This window comes from Streptomyces sp. NBC_01235, assembly GCF_035989285.1.
In the GTDB taxonomy this organism is placed as follows: Bacteria; Actinomycetota; Actinomycetes; order Streptomycetales; family Streptomycetaceae; genus Streptomyces.
The window spans coordinates 9,833,402-9,851,506 of sequence record NZ_CP108513.1 but is presented as its reverse complement, the minus strand read 5'-3'; the positions used below and the strand labels follow the sequence as shown (position 1 = coordinate 9,851,506).

The 18,105-nt window shown below is 70.3% G+C and carries 12 protein-coding genes; 5 read left to right on the top strand and 7 right to left on the bottom strand.

The window, feature by feature from the left end:
* Nucleotides 1–376 precede the first annotated feature (376 nt).
* The 7 genes from OG289_RS44235 to OG289_RS44205 form a co-directional block, all read right to left on the bottom strand.
* Nucleotides 377–1,333, bottom strand: a complete 957-nt coding sequence (locus OG289_RS44235; protein ID WP_327319655.1) for a helix-turn-helix domain-containing protein — start codon at nucleotides 1,331–1,333, stop codon at nucleotides 377–379.
* Between the two features lie 194 nt (nucleotides 1,334–1,527).
* A complete protein-coding gene (gene hpaD, locus OG289_RS44230) occupies nucleotides 1,528–2,532 on the bottom strand; it encodes a 3,4-dihydroxyphenylacetate 2,3-dioxygenase (protein WP_327319654.1) in 1,005 nt (334 codons plus the stop codon).
* Nucleotides 2,529–4,016, bottom strand: a complete 1,488-nt coding sequence (hpaE, locus tag OG289_RS44225) for a 5-carboxymethyl-2-hydroxymuconate semialdehyde dehydrogenase (RefSeq protein WP_327319653.1) — start codon at nucleotides 4,014–4,016, stop codon at nucleotides 2,529–2,531. The genes hpaD and hpaE overlap by 4 nt, the downstream gene beginning before the upstream one ends.
* Nucleotides 4,013–4,945 (bottom strand): 4-hydroxy-tetrahydrodipicolinate synthase, encoded by a 933-nt coding sequence (gene dapA / locus OG289_RS44220; RefSeq protein ID WP_327319652.1) that lies wholly within the window; start codon nucleotides 4,943–4,945, stop codon nucleotides 4,013–4,015. Before dapA ends, hpaE begins: the two co-directional genes overlap by 4 nt.
* Nucleotides 4,942–6,387, bottom strand: coding sequence for a fumarylacetoacetate hydrolase family protein (locus OG289_RS44215; protein ID WP_327319651.1), 1,446 nt, complete (start codon nucleotides 6,385–6,387; stop codon nucleotides 4,942–4,944). The genes dapA and OG289_RS44215 overlap by 4 nt, the downstream gene beginning before the upstream one ends.
* A complete protein-coding gene (gene hpaB, locus OG289_RS44210) occupies nucleotides 6,387–7,838 on the bottom strand; it encodes a 4-hydroxyphenylacetate 3-monooxygenase, oxygenase component (protein ID WP_327319650.1) in 1,452 nt (483 codons plus the stop codon). Before hpaB ends, OG289_RS44215 begins: the two co-directional genes overlap by 1 nt.
* Before the next feature lie 61 nt (nucleotides 7,839–7,899).
* Nucleotides 7,900–8,403, bottom strand: a complete 504-nt coding sequence (locus OG289_RS44205; protein ID WP_327319649.1) for a flavin reductase family protein — start codon at nucleotides 8,401–8,403, stop codon at nucleotides 7,900–7,902.
* Nucleotides 8,404–8,724: 321 nt separating this feature from the next.
* Here OG289_RS44205 and OG289_RS44200 point away from each other — a divergent pair, with 321 nt between their 5' ends.
* From OG289_RS44200 to OG289_RS44180, 5 genes are all read left to right on the top strand, one after another.
* Nucleotides 8,725–9,270, top strand: coding sequence for a MarR family winged helix-turn-helix transcriptional regulator (locus OG289_RS44200; protein ID WP_327319648.1), 546 nt, complete (start codon nucleotides 8,725–8,727; stop codon nucleotides 9,268–9,270).
* Nucleotides 9,271–11,195: 1,925 nt separating this feature from the next.
* Nucleotides 11,196–11,597 carry a CU044_2847 family protein gene (locus OG289_RS44195; protein WP_327319647.1) on the top strand — a complete coding sequence of 134 codons (402 nt, stop codon included), beginning with the start codon at nucleotides 11,196–11,198 and terminating at the stop codon, nucleotides 11,595–11,597.
* Nucleotides 11,543–13,615, top strand: coding sequence for a VMAP-C domain-containing protein (locus OG289_RS44190; RefSeq protein WP_327319646.1), 2,073 nt, complete (start codon nucleotides 11,543–11,545; stop codon nucleotides 13,613–13,615). The genes OG289_RS44195 and OG289_RS44190 overlap by 55 nt, the downstream gene beginning before the upstream one ends.
* Nucleotides 13,612–14,574, top strand: a complete 963-nt coding sequence (locus OG289_RS44185) for an AAA family ATPase (protein ID WP_327319645.1) — start codon at nucleotides 13,612–13,614, stop codon at nucleotides 14,572–14,574. The genes OG289_RS44190 and OG289_RS44185 overlap by 4 nt, the downstream gene beginning before the upstream one ends.
* On the top strand, nucleotides 14,546–18,022 hold the full coding sequence (locus tag OG289_RS44180; protein ID WP_327319644.1) for an SAV_2336 N-terminal domain-related protein: 3,477 nt from the start codon (nucleotides 14,546–14,548) through the stop codon (nucleotides 18,020–18,022). Before OG289_RS44185 ends, OG289_RS44180 begins: the two co-directional genes overlap by 29 nt.
* The last annotated feature ends 83 nt before the right edge of the window (nucleotides 18,023–18,105 follow it).

The following is an 18,105-nucleotide window of genomic DNA, read 5'->3' as shown; positions in this document are numbered from 1 at the left end:
ATTCGTCGGATGAGCGGGAGCCGGAGAGGCAGGAAGGGAGAGCCGTGGGGAGAAGAGACAGCACGGGGCTGTCGATCAGCGCAGTGATGCGCTTCGGCCCTGGGGAGGTCGGGACGTCAGCCCGTTCTTGTGTCGGTGGATGTTCCTGCGTAAGCCGCTCACTGTCGCCCGCGAGGCGGGCCCGTGAGGAGTGTGCGGCTCTCTCTCACGACGGGAGGGTGCACCTCGGCGGCCCACTCCGGCTTGCGTGATGGTGCACCGGCCCTTGCCGGGGCGGGCACGATCGGCAGATTCGCCGTGTTCGGGACGTACTGCGACACGCAGCGAAAGGCCAGCGAAAGGCCGGCGAAACCCCGTGACCGCCGCTGAGCGCTCGCTAGGCGCCCAGCGCCGTGCGCCCGGCCCCGCGTGCCTCCGACGGGCTCATGCCGTAGGCGCTCTTGAAGGCGTGGCTGAAGTGGGCGGGGTCGGGAAAGCCCCAGCGGCTTCCGACGGTGGCGACGGGCATATGGGCGAGCGCGGGGTCCGCGAGGTCGCGCAGGCACTCGGCGAGACGACGCTCCCGGAGCCAGCCCGAGACCGTGTATCCCCGCTCGGCCAGCAGCTTGTAGAGGAAGCGCCGCGAGATGTGGTGGGCGGCCGCGATCCGGTCGGGGCCGAGCCCCGGGTCGGAGAGCCGCTGCTCCATGTACGTCAGGATCCGCCGGGCCAGCAGCTCCCGCCCGTCGTCCTGCTGCGTCACGTGCACGGCGCACCGGTCCGAGAGCATCGCGCCGACCAGGTCGACCACGCTGTCCGCGAGCCGCGGCGTGCCGACAGCGTCCAGCTGCCGCACCTGCCCGGCCAGTCCGCGCAGGAACGGGTGCACCACGGGCCCCAGTCCGTCGCTGCACGACACGGTGGTGGCGATCATGCGGGTCAGGTCGCGCTCGGGCAGCCGGAGCAGGACCCGCGGGAACATGAGCACGAGTGTGCGGTACGGCTGGTCGAAGTCGAGTGTGTACGGGTGCCGGGTGTCGTAGATGGCCAGCTCGCCCGGCTTGAGCAGGGCCTGGCGGTCCGCCTGGGTCAGCATGCACTGCCCGGCCAGCTGAAGACCCACCTTGACGAAATCGGCCGGGTCGGAGGCGATGTGCCTACGGGTGTGGGCGACGCCGTGCGGTTCCGCGGCCACCACGGACACCTGCACCGCGCCGAGCTGGGCGGTGTGCAGGGAGGCCCGGAAGTCGGGAACCTCGCGCGGCAGCGCTTCCAGCGGCACGAAACTCTGGCCGACCACTTCCCGCCAGAACTCGAAGCGTCCTGCGGAGGTGTCGTCCGACGGAGTCGTCATCGAGGGCATGGGTCTCCTCTGCGGGCCCTTCGGCAAGCCGGCAGGTAGGCGTGCCGCCGGATACTAACTGTCGTATCCGGTTTTTACAAAGTGTGATGAATGAGGTGTATGAGAAGATCCCGAATCTGTCGAGGCGCGGCGAGAGGGTCCCCGAAGGGCGCGAAGCACCTACGGGTCCCCCACCGCCGGGAGCATCAGCCGAGACCGTCCGCACCCACCTGAACCGCGGACTCGTCGAGGACGGTGTCGGTCACGGGCTGCGGGTGCCCGGAGAGGTCGAGGACGGGGGCGGCCTCCTTGTACCAGGACTCGATGACGGCGTTGCCCCAGAAGTCGCGGCGGCGGTCGTCGCGCACGTTCCAGCGGTACGTCTCGTGGTCCGGGTCACCGGTGTAGTAGTCCGAGGTGTAGATCTCCACGCGGTGGCCGTCGGGGTCCCTCAGGTAGAGGTAGAAGGCGTTGGACACGCCGTGCCGGCCGGGGCCTCGTTCGATGTGGTGCTCTTTGTGCAGCGAGCCGAAGAGGTCGGCCGCGCGCAGTACCTGGTGGGACTCGTGGGTGGCCACCCCGAGGTGGTGCAGTCGCGGCCCGGCACCCCCGGTGAAGGCGACGTCATGGACGGTCTGTTTGCGGTACATCCAGGCCGCGTACAGCTCGTGCTCGTCACCCTCGATCGTTTCCGAGCAGCCGAAGCCGAGGGACTGGTAGTGGGCGTAGGCGGCCGGGATGTCGGGGGTGCAGATGTTGAAGTGGTCCAGGCGGGCGATCTCGGCGCCGTGGCGGATGTCGTAGCGCTGGATGAGGCGCTCGGCGCGGGCGATCTCGTGGAAGAACTCCACGGGGAAGCCGAGCGGATCGATGACGCGGACCGCGTCGCCGATACCGTGCGTTCCCTCGCCCTTCTTCAACCGCTTGACCGGGCAGCCGAGTCCGGCGAAGAACTTCTCCGCCTTGTCGACGTCCTCGGGGGTGCGGACGCGATAGGAGATGTGGTCGAGGGCCGCCAGGTCGCCCTTGCGCAGCACGAGCGAGTGGTGGGTGAGTTCGTCCGTGCCGCGCAGGTACAGGGACTCGGCGTCCTCGTACTGCACGTAGAAACCGAGCATGTCGACCCAGAACCAGCGGGCGGCACCGAGGTCGGTGACGGTGAGCTGGGCGTAGGCGGACCGGACGACGTCGGGGGCGTTCGAGGCGGTCATGATGCGGCTCCGAAGCGGGGGGTGTGCACCTCGGCGAGGGCGACGTGGACGATCTTCGATTCGGTGTAGAAGTCGATGCTGTGGGCGCCGCCCTCGCGGCCGACGCCGGAGGCCTTGACCCCGCCGAACGGAGTGCGCAGGTCGCGGACGTTGTGGGAGTTGATCCAGACCATGCCGGACTCGACGGCGTGCGCGATGCGGTGGCCGCGCTTGAGGTCCGAGGTCCAGACGTAGGCGGCCAGACCGAACTGCGTGGCGTTCGCGAGTTCCACGGCCTCGGTCTCGTCGTCGAAGGGAGCGACCGCCACGACCGGGCCGAAGATCTCCTCCTGGAAGATACGGGCGTCGCGTTCGACGTCGGCGAAGACGGTGGGCTGGAGGTAGTTGCCGTCGGCGAGGTGGTCGGGGCGGCTGCCACCGGCGACCAGACGGCCCTCCTTCCTGCCGATCTCCACGTAGTTCAGGACACGCTCGTAGTGTTCGGGGTGTACCAGTGCGCCGACCTCGGTGGCCGGGTCGGAAGGGAGCCCGACGCGTACGTTGGCGGCCCGCTCCGCCAGTCGCCGCGTGAACTCCTCGTACAGCGGGCGCTCGACGAGTACGCGTGAACCTGCCGTGCAGCGCTCCCCGTTGAGGGAGAACACGCCGAACACGACCGAGTCCAGCGCGGCCTCGAGGTCGGCGTCGGCGAAGACGACGACCGGGGACTTGCCGCCCAGCTCCATCGACACCGTCTTCAGGTGCTCGGCGGACGACCGGATGATGTGCCGACCCGTGTCGGTGGAGCCGGTGAAGGAGATCAGCGGTACTTCCGGGTGGTCGACGAGGGCCTGGCCGGCCTCCTCACCGATGCCGTGGACGATGTTCACCACCCCGGCGGGCACACCTGCCTCTTCGAAGATCTCCGGCCACAGCGACGCGGACAGCGGGGTCCACTCGGCCGGCTTCAGGATCAGCGTGCAGCCGGACGCCAGCGCGGGTGCCAGCTTCCAGCTCTCCAGCATGAACGGAGTGTTCCAGGGAGTGATCAGCCCGGCGACCCCCACCGGTGTGCGCACCACATAGCTGAACTGGTCGTCGCCCTGCCGGAACGCCTCCTCGCCGAGGGCCACGATGACATCCGCGAAGTAGCGGAAGTTCTCGGCGGCGCGCCGCGCCTGGCCGCGCGCCTGCGCGATCGGCAGCCCGGAGTCGTACGACTCGAAGGCGGCGAGCCTGTCATGACGGGCCTCGACGGCGTCGGCGATCCGGTTCAGGACACCCGCGCGTGCCCGGTTGGACAGCCCGGCCCACTCCGGGAACGCGACCCGGGCAGCCGTCACCGCCCGGTCCACGTCGGCCGCGGAGCCACGCGCGGCCTGTGCGTAGGCCGTGTTGGAGACCGGGTCGGCGACGTCGAAGGTGCGTCCGTCCGCGGCGTCGACGAGGGAACCGCCGATCCAGTGCGGGATCACGGGGGGAAGGTGCTCAGGGGTGGTGCTCACTGCGTGGCTCCGATCTGCTGGGTGAGGTCTGCGCCCTCGCGGAGCAGCGCGCGGATCTTGGACAGGCCCGCGTCGGTGGGAGAGGTGAGCGGCGGGCGGACATGAGGTGACGCGATACGTCCCTGCTGGTGCAGCACCCACTTGGCCGGCGCCGGGTTCGTCTCGACGAACAAGAGGTCGACGAGCGGGTGCAGGCGGTAGTGGAGATCGCGGGCACCGTCGAAATCGCCCGCCTCCCACAGCTCGTACATCCGAGCCACCGCGCCGGGCGCGAGATTGGCGACGGCCGAGACGAAACCCGCACCGCCGAGTGCGAGCAGCGGCAGACACAGCAGCTCGATGCCGGACCACACCAGCAGTGAGCGCCCACAGGCGTGCAGCACGCGCGAGAAGTGCTCGAAGTCCTTGGTGGTCTCCTTGACGCCCACGAAGTTCTCGAAGTCGGTGAACAGCCGCTTCACCGTCTCGGGCGCGATGTCGACGGCCGTGCGCGAGGGCACGTTGTAGGCGACGATCGGCAGGTCCGGGAACTCCCGTGCGACGGTCGCGTACCACTGGTACAGCGCCTCCTGCGTGGGGCGCGCGTAGTACGGCGTGATGACGAGCGCGGCGTCGGCTCCCAACTCCGCTGCGGCGGCAGTGAGTTCGAGGGTCTCGTCGAGCTTGTGGGATCCGGTGCCGGGCAGGAACGGGACACGGTCACCGATCTCCTCGACCGCCGTCCGCATGCCCGCGATCCGCTCGCTGACGCTCTGCGCGCTGGGCTCGCCGGTGGAGCCGCCCAGCGAGATGCCGTGCGAACCGGACTCCAGCTGGAAGCGGATCAGCGCGCGCAGGCTGTCGTGGTCGACGGCTCCGTCCGAGGTGAAGGGGGTGATGGCGGGAGCGATGGAGCCGCGGATGGCGGACGGGTCGCTGCGGAATTTCATGTGGGCTCTCCTTGCGTGCTGTGCTGCTTGCGCCACCGCTCGTACATCTCGTGCCAGTCGGGACCGAGGGGATACAGGCCGTCGATGTCGTGTCCGGCGCGCACCTGCTCGGTGATGAAGCGCTCCCGCTGTTCCTGCTCCCGGCAGTCGGTGATCAGGTCCTCGGCCAGCTCGGGCGGTACGACGACCACGCCGTCCGCGTCTCCCACCAGCAGGTCGCCGGGCTGCACTAGGGCTCCGCCGCAGGCGATCGGCACTCCCGTGTCCCACGGCACATGGCGGCGGCCGAGGACAGAGGGGTGGGCTCCGCCGTGGTAGACGGGCAGCCCCAGTTCGGTGACGGCGACGCTGTCGCGCAGGCCTCCGTCGGTGACCACCCCGGCCGCGCCGCGCTGTTGGGCCCGCAGGGCGAGGATGTCGCCGAGCGTGCCGGCGGATGTGTCCCGGCGGGCGTCCATGACCAGCACATGGCCGGGTCGCAGCTGCTCGATGGCCCGCTTCTGGGCGTTCATGCCGTTGCCGTACCGCTTGAACAGGTCCTCGCGCAGCGGCAGGTAGCGCAGCGTGTGGGCGACGCCGACCATCTTCGTGTCCGGCCGTGTGGGACGTACCCCGTCGATGGACATGTGCGGCAGTCCGCGCCCCCGCAACTGTGCGCTGAGTGTGGCGACCGCGACCGAACGCAGTCCGTCCTCGATGCGTTCGTCGAGCAGTGCCTCGGGTGTGTACGCGGCTCCGTGGGCGGCCTCGCGTTCGGCCGCGTCCGTCCTCGGCATCGCTCCGTAGGTCTCCAGGGCGGGCCCGGAGGCGATGGGGTTGCGCAGCCGCCCGGTGGACTGCCCGCCGCAGGTGACCTCGACCTCGACCGTGTCGCCGGGGGAGACGACGGACGCGCCGGCGGGAGTGCCCGTCAGGATCACGTCCCCGGGCTCCAGCGTGACCAGTCTCGACAGATCGGCGACGAGCTGTCCGAAGGGGAAGAGGAGCGTGTCGGTGGTGTCGTCCTGCACGAGTTCACCGTTGACCCAGGTACGCAACTGGAGTGCGCCCGGGTCGAGTCGGCGGGCATCCAGCAGCCGCGGCCCGATCGGGGTGAAGCCGTCGGCGCCCTTGGAGCGGAGGTTGGAGCCGCGGTCGGCATACCGCAGGTCGTAGACCCCGGCGTCGTTCGCGGCGGTCACCCACCGCACGTGGGACCAGCCGTCCTCCGGCCGCACCCGCTGGGCCCGGCTGCCGACGACCAGGGCTATCTCGCCCTCGAACCCGAGAAGTTCACACCCCTCCGGGCGGACGATGGCCTCCTTGGTGCCTGCCAGCGACGAGGGGGGCTTGAGGAAGTAGGAGGGCTGGGCCGGGGTCCGGCCGCGCTCCTTGGCCCGGCTGGGGTAGTTGAGATGGACAGCGATGATCTTCGATGGGGGATTCCCCAGGGGGTGCGTCATCAGGAGCGCTCCAGGAACGCCTGGACCTTCGCCCTGTGAGGCTCGCGGTCGTACGACTTCACGTACGCGCCGGCCATGCGGACGGGGTCGCCGAAGAAGTAGTACTCGTACAGGGCCTGGCGGCTGGAGAAGGCGGAGATGCAGGTGTCCCAGACGAGACGGAAGAGCTTCACGCGCTCGGCGCCGGTGAGGGTGGCCGACTGGAGGTAGGCGTCGATGTCGGCGGCCGCCGGGCCGGTGATGTCGAGTTCGGTCGGGGTGGCCATCAGGCCGGAGGCGCCGAGCTTGCGCAGGATCTGCGGGAAGCGCTGGTAGAGCTTGGGGTAGAGGTTGCGGGCGGCGTTGAGGGGGGCCCAGGCCGGGGTCAGCACCCCGTACTCGTTGACCTCGGCGTCGGCTTCCGCCGCGCGCAGGAAGGCGCGCAGCGTCTCCAGGGTGGTGATGATCTCGGCGATGTCCTCCTGGACGTGCTGGAACTGCTCGATGCCGATGGCCTCCGTGAGCAGTGTCACCAGTCCGAGGACGTACTCGGTCTTGGCGGTGGTGCGGGTGACGACCTGGTGGGTCATGTGCACCACGGAGGACGTCTGGGAGTAGAAGCCGTTGCACAGCTCGGCGTCACCGAGGGCGAAGCAGCGCTCGAAGGGCACGTGCACGTCGTCGAAGACGACCACACAGTCCGATTCCTCGAAGCGGGAGGCGAGGGGGTGGTCGTGGCGGGGACGGTCGTAGTCGAGGGGTTCGCGGGCGATGTAGCGCAGGCCGGGGGTGTCGTTGGGGATGGCGAAGGCGTACGAGTACGGCTTGTCCTCGGGGGTGCCGCGGAGCACGGTCGAGGGGAAGACGAGCATCTCGTCGGCGAAGGGGGCGATGGTGGCGAGCATGCGCGCCCCGCGGATCACCACGCCGTTGTCGTCCTCCTTCACGATGCGCGCCGCGAGCTTGCCGCCCGCCTGCTGGGTACCGGCCACCGCCCGGTTGACCTGCGGCGGGATCAGCGTGTGTGTGCACAGCAGATCCTCTTCGCGGGCCTTCTCGTAGTAGCGGCGGATGTTCTCGCCGAAGGCGGGGTTGGCCTGGGCGAACCAGTCGGCGGCCGAGGCGAGCGCCATCAGGGAGCTGTTCATGTAGTCGCCGGTGCGGCCGAGCATGCCGTTGCTGTGGTCGGCCCACACCTTGAATGCCTTACGGCGCTTGACGAGATCGTCGGGTGTGCGGGGAGTGAGGAAGGACGTGCCGACCGGCTCACCGGAGGTGGGGGAGGCGTACGTGAGGACGTCCTTGTGTTCCTCGCTGTGCTGGAGGTCGTACAGCTCGGCGTAGGTCTGCACGACGTTGCGGAAAGCGGGGTGTTCCTGGATTCCCCCGGTGAGCGTCTCGCCCTGGATGTGCACGGTGGGGCGGGACTGGGAGAGGCGATCGAGGAATTCCTTGCCGGTGCGTGCGGCCATGGTGGTTCTCCTGGGGAGTGGGGTGGGGCTTGAGAAGGGGGGTGGGGCGGGTGGGAGAGCTTCAGAAGAGGTGCTCGATGCCGTCGGTCGACTCGGTCGTGGACGCGAAGCGGCTCCAGGCGTAGGTCAGGGCGTCGCCGTCGCGGTGGCCGAGGTCGGTGACGCGGCCGAGGACCAGGGTGTGGTCGCCGCCGTCGTACGCGCGCCAGGGCTCGCACTCCACCCAGGCGAGCGGGTCGGCCAGCCGCGGGACGCGCGCGTCCTCCGCCCAGCGGGGCTCCGCGGTGCTCGGGGCCCCGGCGAACAGCCGGGCCAACTGCTCCTGTTCGGCACCGAGGATGTTCACGCAGAAGGGCCCGTCGGTCAGCTGGTCGTGGCAGCGGGCCCGGCGGGCGACGCTGACCAGGACCAGCGGCGGTTCGGCGGACACGGACGTGAAGGAGTTCATGGTGGCGCCCCGCGGACCGCTGTCGGTCGCGTACGACACCACCGTGACGCCGGTGGCGAAGCGGGACATGCAGGCGCGCAGCGCGCCGGGACTGGGGGGAGCGAATGCTTCGGGCATACGAGGTTCCTTGGGATCGATCGCCCGCCACACCGTCCCCCTTGACGGAGGAGGAGGAACGGCCGGGGCTACCCGGCCGCACATCGGGACGCACGGCCGGGAGGAGACCTGCCCCCTGACAGAGCCAGAGGACAAAACGGGGCGACTAATACTCAGAGCATGTAATCAATGCTTTGATTAATTGGGGACCGTACCCCCGTCGGCATCTGGAGGGAAGCCCTCGGGTGAAGGTTTTTTACGGTCCGGAAACCTGGACGGGGGCCGACGCGTGCCCGCTTCCCGAGTGCGGTCCGTGATGCCGCCCGACCTAGACTCCGACCTGTGACCCAGGAACCAGAACCGCTGGATGCCGACCACCTGCACTTCTGGTCGTTCATTGACCACGCCGTCGACCGGGCCTCGCGGGAACTCCCCGGCATCGACCCGCTCGCCATGCGGCTGGTGCTCACCCTCCACCGCGCGGCCAACATGCTCGTCTACGACCTCGAATCCGCCGTACACCGGCCTCGCGGCTGGTCATGGCCCGGCTTTCGAGTGCTGTTCGCCGTCTGGTTGTCGGGTCCGGTCGAGGCGAAGAAGGTCGCGGAGCTGTCCGGTATGAGCCGAGCCGCCGTGTCGGCGCTGGTGAACACGCTGGAACGGGACGGCCTGGTGAGCAAGGAGCGCGCCTCCTACGACGGGCGCGCGGTTCAGCTCGGCCTCACCGAGGCCGGCCTGCACGCGATCACCACTGCCTTCCAGGCACACAACGCACGTGAACAGGAGTGGGCGGGCGCACTCAGTGAGGCCGAGCAGCAGACCCTCATCGAGTTGCTCGGCAAGCTGACCGCGCACTCCGCGCACTTCGACGTCCGGCATCGGACCTGAGGGGCTTTCCCAGGGCAAAGAGCCAATGGCAGGCGTCCGACCTAGCGGACGGCGACTGCTTCGCCGCCCAAGCGGCCTACTCGAGCCGACCGAACTCAGCGCTTGGTCCAGCGCTTCCTCGGCCCGGCCGGCGAAGAGCGCCGACATGCCGAGGTTCCACTCCGCGCCGGCGCTGAAGGCGCGCGCCCCACGCGGCACCCATACCTCGATGAAACGGGCGGCGAAGTCCGCGACGGTCTGCTCATCGCCTCGCGCGGCTGCCAGCCATCCGAGACTGGCGCGGCACTGCGCCGCCAAGAGGTCGCCGCCGGTCCCCTCGGCCACTTGGAGCCCCTCAAGGGCGTTCGCCGCGGCCGAGGTCCAGGAGCCTTGCGCGATGTCCAGCGCCACGGTCTGGGCCAGCGCCTGGGTCAGGGCGGTGACCACTTCCGTGTGCCGCAGCATGTCGGTCTCGCGGCGGAGCGCCTCCTGCAGAGCGGACTCGATGCCCCAGGCCACCGCAAGCGGTGCCGGTGGCATGAGGAGCCAGGAACTGCCGCTGAGCCGGGTGAGGACCTCGGCGCCGGGGGCCACGACCTGGTCGCGGTCATCGGTGCCGCCTTCCCGTTCCTCCGTCCAGCATGCGCGCAGCAACGGCAGCAGATCGGCGTTCGGGAAGTTCCCTTGCGGGAGCCGCCGCTCCAGCCGCTGGAGCGCCTCGCGCTGAAGTCCGCTGTGACCGGCCGCCCACGCCGCCCGCAGCGCCATGTTGCCGAGCCTGAACGCCTGCCCGGGATCGGCCACCCGTTCCATGTCTCCCGGAACTCCCCGCCTTGCGATGCTTCAGCTTCGCCGGCCTATGTGTGTTGGAGTGGATCTGCTCGTGCACCCGGTAGACGTCGTCGGCCACGGCATTGTTGATGTTCACCGCCCGGGCTTCCCCGTTCCTCCACGATCGTCCGCTGACCGAGTTCGTCCTGCGTGTCGTAGCCGGCCTCTTCACGCTGCTTGCCGAGAGCTTCCCGGAACCGAATCGTGTACGGGTGCGGGCAACGAGCCGGCCTGGAACAACCGCACTCCTTGAAGAACGACCCCATCTCACGGGCGAGTTGTCGAGCCACGCATCAAGCCTTCCGAACGGGCGCCGGGCGGCACAGCAGGGCCTGTCGCGGGCCGCAGGTCAGCGAGCCGGACACCGTGCCGGCCTTTTGCTGACCTTTTGCTGACCAGGAGGCGACAATCAGGGCTCTGACCTGCGGAAACACCCAAACGCTAGATCTTGGACTTGAACATGGTGCGCAGCATGTTGGACTCCTGAAAGACGGCTCCCTGCCTGCTCTGTGCAGGTCAAGGGCGGTCTTCACTCTACATGGGCGCCCGTCGGAGTCGATGATTGTGAGGAACATCGCTTCACTCTGGAGACAAGGCTCCATGCCCGGCCTTCCGCGCCAACCAGGCTGTTGCAACTCCACCGACCAGGTGCCTGTTCGGACAGCCTTCTTAGGAGCTGCTCGACGACTCCGTCGTAGGCGGCCTTGAGGGTGTCGTTTCTCCAGCAGCCCCACGGCGTCGACGAATTGTTCGGCGCCGCTGCTCTGCTCCAGCCACGATGTCAGGTCCGCCAGCACCCCCGTCCTGGTCCGGTCGGCGATCACGTAGCTGCAACGCCTTGTCCAGCAGATACGGCCAGCCACCGGTCGCCTCCGCCAGGCGCGTCAGCCGTTCCTCCGTCTCGCACAGGCTGTGGCGCCGAAATGCGGTGTGGTGAGGAACGGGGAGCCGGGGGCCTGGATCAGCGCTGCTTGTCGGCCTCGGACGGCGCCCAGGGCATGATGACGTCCTGCTAGCGCTCACGAGTCTCCGGATCGACCGCGTCCGGTCGGGAAGTGCGGAACAGTCGACCGTTCCTGGGGCCAAGTGGTCCTGCGGCTGCCATACTTGGGGCCATGGGGGAATTTGTGGAGTTCACCTTCGACGACGGCCAGGCTGTGCTGCTGGAGGTGTTCCCCAGTCCGCTGGCCGACTCCACGGCCGCAGGGGGGACGCCCGGTTCCGCTCCTCTCGTGCCCGTCGCGGGCGGCGGGCAGGGACGGGTCGCCCGGGCGACCCGCGGCGCGTTGCGCCAGGTACTCAAACCGCTGGTTCCCGTCCTTCAGTCGGTGCACGACACGGTATCCACCATGGACCGGCGGCCCCAGCAGCTCACGGTCTCCCTCGGCGTCAAGGTCGGCAACGACCTCACCCTGGGCATCGTGGCCAACAAGGGCGAGGCGAGCCTCACGGTGTCGGCGACATGGGATCTGGAGGATCCTTCCACTTCGGCGACGGCTCCTGTGCCACCGGAGTAGCCGTGCATCCGACGTACGACGGTGACCCGGATGCCGGTGTCCGCCGAGCCTGGGTCACCGTGCACGCCGGTGCGTCGGAACAGGGCCTGGGCGCGGGCGTGGTCGTCGCCGAGGGATACCTGCTCACCTGCGCCCATGTGATCAACGTGGTGCTGGACCGGCCCCAACTGGCCACCGCCCGGCCGAGTGTGCGGGAGATGGAGCGCGTCACCGTCTCCCTGCCGTGGGCCGGCCCGCAGCGGCACGCCGTCGAGCTGGCGGGCTGGCTGCCTCCCCTGCCGCACGCCAATCAATGGTGGGACGGAGATCTCGCCCTGCTGAAGACCAGGTCGATACCCGAAGGCATCGTGCCCGTGCCCGTCGGAGAGACCCGCGGCAGACGCCTGTGGACCTGGTACCACCACGGAGCCCCCCGCTCCCTCGTCGACGTCCATGTCCAGACCGAGATGGGCCCCTGGTACATCCTCGACCCTGGCCGCGCCCCACTGCGGATCCTCCCCGGTCACAGCGGAGCCCCGCTGTGGGACCGCGAACACGGCTGTGTGACCGGCCTGATCGTGTCGACCGAGCCCGACAACCCGCGCTCGTACGCCATCAGGGCCTCCGAGGTGATCAGGTTCCTCACCTCCGCCGGCGTGGTCCCCGCGATGACCCCGGCGGCCTACGACGCCCGGACCAGCGCCTGCCGTGACGACCTGATCGACGCCCTCGACGACTTGCCCGGGAAGAAGCTGCGCCGCTGCGCGGAACGTGTCGGCCACGCCCTCGGCCTGCGCGACACTCCGCGCACCAGCACAAGCATCGTGGACGCCGCCCTGCTGCACCCACGCGGCGTGCCGATCCTGCTGAGCGCACTCAAGCAACCCGGGGACCTGGTGCAGCGCGTGAGGGACGCGGCGGCCGGGCTGCGACCGGTGCGCCTTCTCACGCAGGCCGAGCACGACGAACTGATCGCACTGCTCGGCCCCGGCGCACATCCGGAGCTCCGCGCGGCGGCCCGCCACGCCGTACCGCACTTCCTGCTGCCCGACCCCGGCACGTCGGACATCGACACCCTGATCGAGGATCTGGAGGACCGCGCCGTCGAACCGGGCGTGGTGCCGCCCCTGATGCAGGTCGTGGAGGAGGCGGCCGCGGCCCGGCACGAGGACGGAGACGCCCTGCGGGACTGGTCAGAGCGGATGACCGACCGCCTGGGTGTCAGCCGTGCGGCGGCCGGGCAGTGCCGCTGGTCCGCCAACTCCCGGGCCTCCGCACGCACCGTGCAGCCGGTGCTGCGTGTGTGGCTCTGGGCGCCGGAACCCTCGGCGGAGTCCTTCCGCTACGAGATGCGGCTCTACGACGACCGCGGCAACGAGGGCCCGGTGTGGAGCAGCGGCCAGAGCCCGGGCAGCCGTGCCGAGCTGTGCGCCCGGCTCTCCGAGGCCGTCCGGGAACTCGACCACTACGACGACACGGCGGGCGTGGAGTTTCTTCTGGAGGAGGGCTTCTTCGGCCTGGCCGTCGACCGGCTGCCGACCGATGCCGGCCTGCAGGAGCCCCGGCACCTCGGACGGGACCGGGTGGTGGTGCTGCGTGGCCAGAGCATACGCCGCCCCGGCGTATGGAAGGCCCGCTGGGAGCAGGGGCGCACATCCACGACTGGTCCCTACGTGATGCTCGACCACCGAACCGCGGACAGCGTCCTCACCCGCCAGGATGAGATCGCGCTGGTCATCGCCTGCTGTCCGCCCGAACAGCGCAACGCCGCGCTGGCCCTGTGCCGCTACCTTGGCGTGCCGGTCGTCCTGTGGCATCGCGGCGCCCACGGCACGGACGCGGCGGAGGCACTACGCACCGTGGTACCCGAGGACTGGCCGCGCCGCCTGCGCGAAGAGGTCAGACTGCGGCGCGCAGAGGCACCGGAGGACACCACCCACATGGGAGCCCATCTCGCTCTGTTGTGGGAGGACCCGAGTTGGGCGCCGCCGCGGCAGCGGCTAACCCACCCGCCGACAGGGGAAGGAGGCGTCGCGTGAGCAGCGATCGCCCACAGGAACGGCTCTTCCGCGGTGACGGGGGGACCTACGACGACGCCGTGCCGCTCCCCGTGGCCCCGCCCTGGCGACGGCCGCGGCCGGACGACGACGCCCAACGGCGCCCGTACCTGATCGGCGAGGAGCAGGTGGAGGTGGTCAACGCCGCCCTGCGGCTGCGTCGGCCTCTGCTGGTGACCGGCGCGCCCGGTACCGGTAAGTCGTCGCTCGCCCACGCCATCGCGGCCGAACTCGGGCTCGGACCGGTACTGGTCTGGCCTGTCAACACCCGCGCCACACTGACCGACGCCCTGTACCGCTACGACGCCATCGGCCGGCTGCGGGAGCGGCAGGAGGGCACCGACGACATCGGCAGCTTCGTACGCCTCGGGCCGCTGGGCACCGCGCTGGCCACCCGCCACGAGGGACGGCCGCGGCTCCTCCTCATCGACGAGCTCGACAAGAGCGATCTCGATCTGCCCAACGATCTGCTGTTCGTGCTGGAGGAAGGCGAGTTCACCATCCCCGAACTGGCCCGCCTCCCCGCGCAGCAGGCCCAGATCGACGTCCACGTCCAGGGCTCGCAGGAGAAGGTACGCGTGCGGCAGGGGACCGTCCGCTGCCAGGACTTCCCCTTCGTGGTGATCACCAGCAACGGCGAACGGGAGTTCCCGCCGGCCTTCCTGCGGCGCTGCGTCCGCCTGGAACTGCCGGAGCCGGACCAGCAGCAGCTGGAACGCATCGTCCGGGCGCATTTTTCGCAGGATCTCCCGGACCTGGACGCTCAGTGGCCCCGGGTGGAGAGGCTGGTCAGCTCCTTCATCACGGACCGCGACGCCCGCGGCCTCGCCACCGACCAGTTGCTGCACGCCGTCCACCTCCTTCACCAGGGCGTCCACCCCGAGGCCGCTCACCTTCGGAAGGCGGTGCTGCGTGAGCTCAGGAGCGGCGGCGCCCGCTGAGCCCGACGGACTCCTCGTCGCCCGGCTCCACGCCGTCCTGCGCGACGCCGGAGCGGAACTGTCCCCGAGAGAACTGAGCGACGTCCTGTGGCTGGCCCTGCACACGCCCGGGAAGCGGGAAGCCGGCGCCGTCACGCAAGCCGACACCCTGCCCACCGCCGGAACCGATGCCGCAGCCCCGGCCCCGTTGGAGCCGCAACCGGAGCCCGCCGCGCCGACCGCGCCGGGCGACGCCCGGCGATCGGTCCACGCCCTCGCCGCCACGGGCGCCGGTGGAGGGCCCGGCGCGCCGATCCGCCTCCCTGGCATTCGGGGCCTGCGTCACCCCTTGAACGTCGTCCGGGCCCTGCGCTCGCTCAAACGACGAGTGCCGTCCGCGCACCGCTACGAGCTCGACGAGAGCGCCACCGCCGAGTCCATCGCCGACAGCGGAGTCGTCGACGCCGTGCTGCGGCCGGCCAAGGACCGATGGCTGCATCTCGTCCTCGCCGTCGACGACGGCCCGTCCATGCGGGTGTGGCGCGACACCGTGGCCGAACTGACCGACGCCCTGTCGGGCTCGGGCATCTTCCGTTCCGTGCGAGTCAGCCCGCTCGACGCCTCGTCTCTGCTGACCGGCGGCCCGACCGTCGTACTCACCGTCACCGACGCGGTCGCCGACCACTGGTACACCGGCACCGCACAGCGCAGCCTGGCCGCCCTGGCCCGCAGGGCACCGACCGCCGTGATCCATCTGTTCCCCACCGGGCTGTGGAGCAGAACCGGGGTGGCGGCCGAGCCCATGCTCGTCCGTACGACCGCGCCGGCACCGTCCAACAGCCTGCTGAGGACCCGTGATCCCTGGCTGCCCCCTGGCTTGAGCCCGCCCCCCGTTCTTCCCGTGCCTGTGATGGAACTCGACGAGGCGAGCCTCCGGCCCTGGGCGGACCTCATCGCATCACAGGGAGGAGTCGCCGCCCTGCGGGTGACGGACGCGGCCGCCCCGGTCGAGGCCGCGTCCCTCGACGGCACGGAACAGCCCGGGTGGGGCAGTGTCGCCGACCGCGTCCGCCGCTTCCGGGCGAACGTCTCGCCGCACGCCTACCAGCTGGCCGCCCACCTGGCGGCCGTCGATCCGCTGACGCTTCCCGTGATGCGGCTCGTCCAGGCCGCGGCTCTGCCCGAGACCAGCTCGGCCTGCCTGGCCGAGGTCCTGCTGAGCGGCCTGATGCGGGTGGACGACCCGCTCGCGGGTCAGGACGTGTTCGCCTTCGCGCCGGAGACACGGGATGTGCTCCGCGCGGTGATCAACAGCGGCTCGGCACAGCGCACGGTCGACCTCGTGAGCGACTACATCGCACCACGCCTCGGCCGCACACCGGAATTCCCGGCGGTGATCGCGGAGCGGACCGGCACGCTGACCCTGCCGCGTGACGGGCACCCGCTCGCGGAACTGGCGCCGGTGGACGGATCCGGGGCGGACCACGGGCGTGGGGATGCGGAGCCCTCGCCGTGGGAGTGGCGCACGCACAACCTGCCCCGGCGTCGTACCACGCGCTGGCTGCCCGCCCTCGCCGAGGTCGTGGAGGAGATCGTCGGAAGCCTGGTGCTCGGCCAGGACCCGCCCGTCGTGGTGCGCGGGCCGGCCGGCTCGGACAAGACCACCATCGCCCTGGAATACGCCCACCGGACACGGAACACCTACACGGTGGCGTGGTGGGTGGACGCTCGCAACGCCGCAACGCTGAGGACGGGCCTCGGGCACTTCATGGCAGCGGTGGCACCGACGTCACAGGCCCCCCAGGAGACATCCGTCGAGCAGGCACGGAGGTGGCTCGGCTCCCACACGCGCTGGCTCCTCGTCCTCGATCACGTCACGGACGACCACGAGGTCACCGCGTTCCTGGAGCAGGTCGCCACCGCACCGGGCCATGTCCTGGCGACGACCCGCCTCGACGTCGCGTCGGCGACGGCGACGATCCTCGACCTGACCGGTGCCTACCGGGCTCGCAGCGACTCCCTCACCGGCCTGCGCCACTCCCGCACCCTGTACAGACAGCTCGCCCACCTGCTGTGCTCCGACCCCGACGCCACGGACGACCCCGACCACCGCCATGTGCGCCTTCCTCCTGAGGATCCCGAAGCGGGGCAGCAGGGTCTGGCGGTGCTCCTGTGCACACTGGACGGATGGCACAGCGTCCACGACCGGTTCGGCGCCGCGGTGAGTGACGCCGTCCTGGTCGAAGCGGCCCGCCGGCTGGTGGCCGGTGTGCGGGACGACGACACGGTGGCCCGGCTGGGCACCGACTCGTTCGCGATTCTCGTCGGCGGCCTCGATCCGGTGGCAGCGCGGGACGTGGCCGAAAGGCTGCGCTCCGACATCCTCACGCCGATCAAGGTGGACGGCAGGGGCTTTCGGGTCGGCGCCCGCTTTGAGATCCGGTGGGGCCAGTGCGGCACGGATCCCGACGAAATCATCCCGTCGGAGCGTCAGGACGATGTCCGCCCCAGGGCATCCGAGCTCCAGGGGCATCTCACGGACGCGCTGTGTGAGCTGGAGTCTCTGGACGACGAACCGGGACGCCTTCTGTTCGCCGAACTGCTCGGGGAAACACTGGGCCAACCCATCACCTTGCGGGGCGCTCTGCAGCGGGAGGACGTCGCCACCCTGGTGCGTGCTGCACTGGCCGCACAGAACGGGCGGCAAGCCCTCATCGATGTCGTCACGGTGTTCGAAGGAGCTTCGGCGGGCGTGACGTTCGCGGGGCGGCTTGCCCTGGCCGATGATCCGTCCGTCCCACCGCGACAGCGCGACAGCACGGAGCCGGACCGCGGCCGCCTGGCCCTTCTGGGCCGTCTCACCGACGCGCTGAGCACCATGGAGTGCATGGAGGACCCGCCAGGTCGTGCGCAGTTCGCCGACCTTCTCGGGGACCTGCTGGAGCGACCGATCGACGTGCGCGGCGCATCGCCGCGCGAGGACGTCGTCGTCGCGCTGCGCACGGCGATGCAGGTCCACGGCTGGGCCCGGACGCTGCTCGACGTGGTCCGCATCCTGGAAGGGCCCGCGGCGGCCGACGATCTGGCGTGGCTGACCGCCGCCGCCCCGATGCCCGAAGTCAGCGGGGTCCTGCCCGCCGCGGACGAGACAGGCGCGCGCGCCCTGCTGCGAGCCGCCGACGACGAACTCTCCGCCACCGATCTGCACGAGGCGCTCTCCGCCGAACTGACCGTCGTGCGTCCGCCCACCGGGCTGCGGTCCGAACAACTTCTCTCATGGGCGCTGAACTTCAACGCACAACCCGACGCCCTGCCGCCGGCCGTGCTGCTCATGGAGTGTGCGGCGCGGCTGGTCCGCTCACAGGCCCACCGGACCGCCCTGACCGCCTGGGTCGACGCCTGGACCGAGAGCGCCGGGCTCACCGAGGCTCTGCGGCGACGCCGCGCCGCCACCAGGAGGAAGATGTGAGGCAGACAGCGGCTCACGCCTCGCCGGACGTGCTAGCTTCACTCGCGGGGTCGGTGCATCGGCCCCGCGGGGGGAGGTCGGTG

Bases quoted from the DNA above. Each gene is read 5' to 3' on its own strand.
- OG289_RS44235 (WP_327319655.1), bottom strand. From the start codon at position 1,333: ATGACGACTCCGTCGGACGACACCTCCGCAGGACGCTTCGAGTTCTGG.
- OG289_RS44205 (WP_327319649.1), bottom strand. From the start codon at position 8,403: ATGCCCGAAGCATTCGCTCCCCCCAGTCCCGGCGCGCTGCGCGCCTGC.
- OG289_RS44195 (WP_327319647.1), top strand. From the start codon at position 11,196: ATGGGGGAATTTGTGGAGTTCACCTTCGACGACGGCCAGGCTGTGCTG.
- dapA (WP_327319652.1), bottom strand. From the start codon at position 4,945: ATGAAATTCCGCAGCGACCCGTCCGCCATCCGCGGCTCCATCGCTCCC.
- hpaD (WP_327319654.1), bottom strand. From the start codon at position 2,532: ATGACCGCCTCGAACGCCCCCGACGTCGTCCGGTCCGCCTACGCCCAG.
- OG289_RS44190 (WP_327319646.1), top strand. From the start codon at position 11,543: ATGGGATCTGGAGGATCCTTCCACTTCGGCGACGGCTCCTGTGCCACC.
- hpaB (WP_327319650.1), bottom strand. From the start codon at position 7,838: ATGGCCGCACGCACCGGCAAGGAATTCCTCGATCGCCTCTCCCAGTCC.
- OG289_RS44215 (WP_327319651.1), bottom strand. From the start codon at position 6,387: ATGACGCACCCCCTGGGGAATCCCCCATCGAAGATCATCGCTGTCCAT.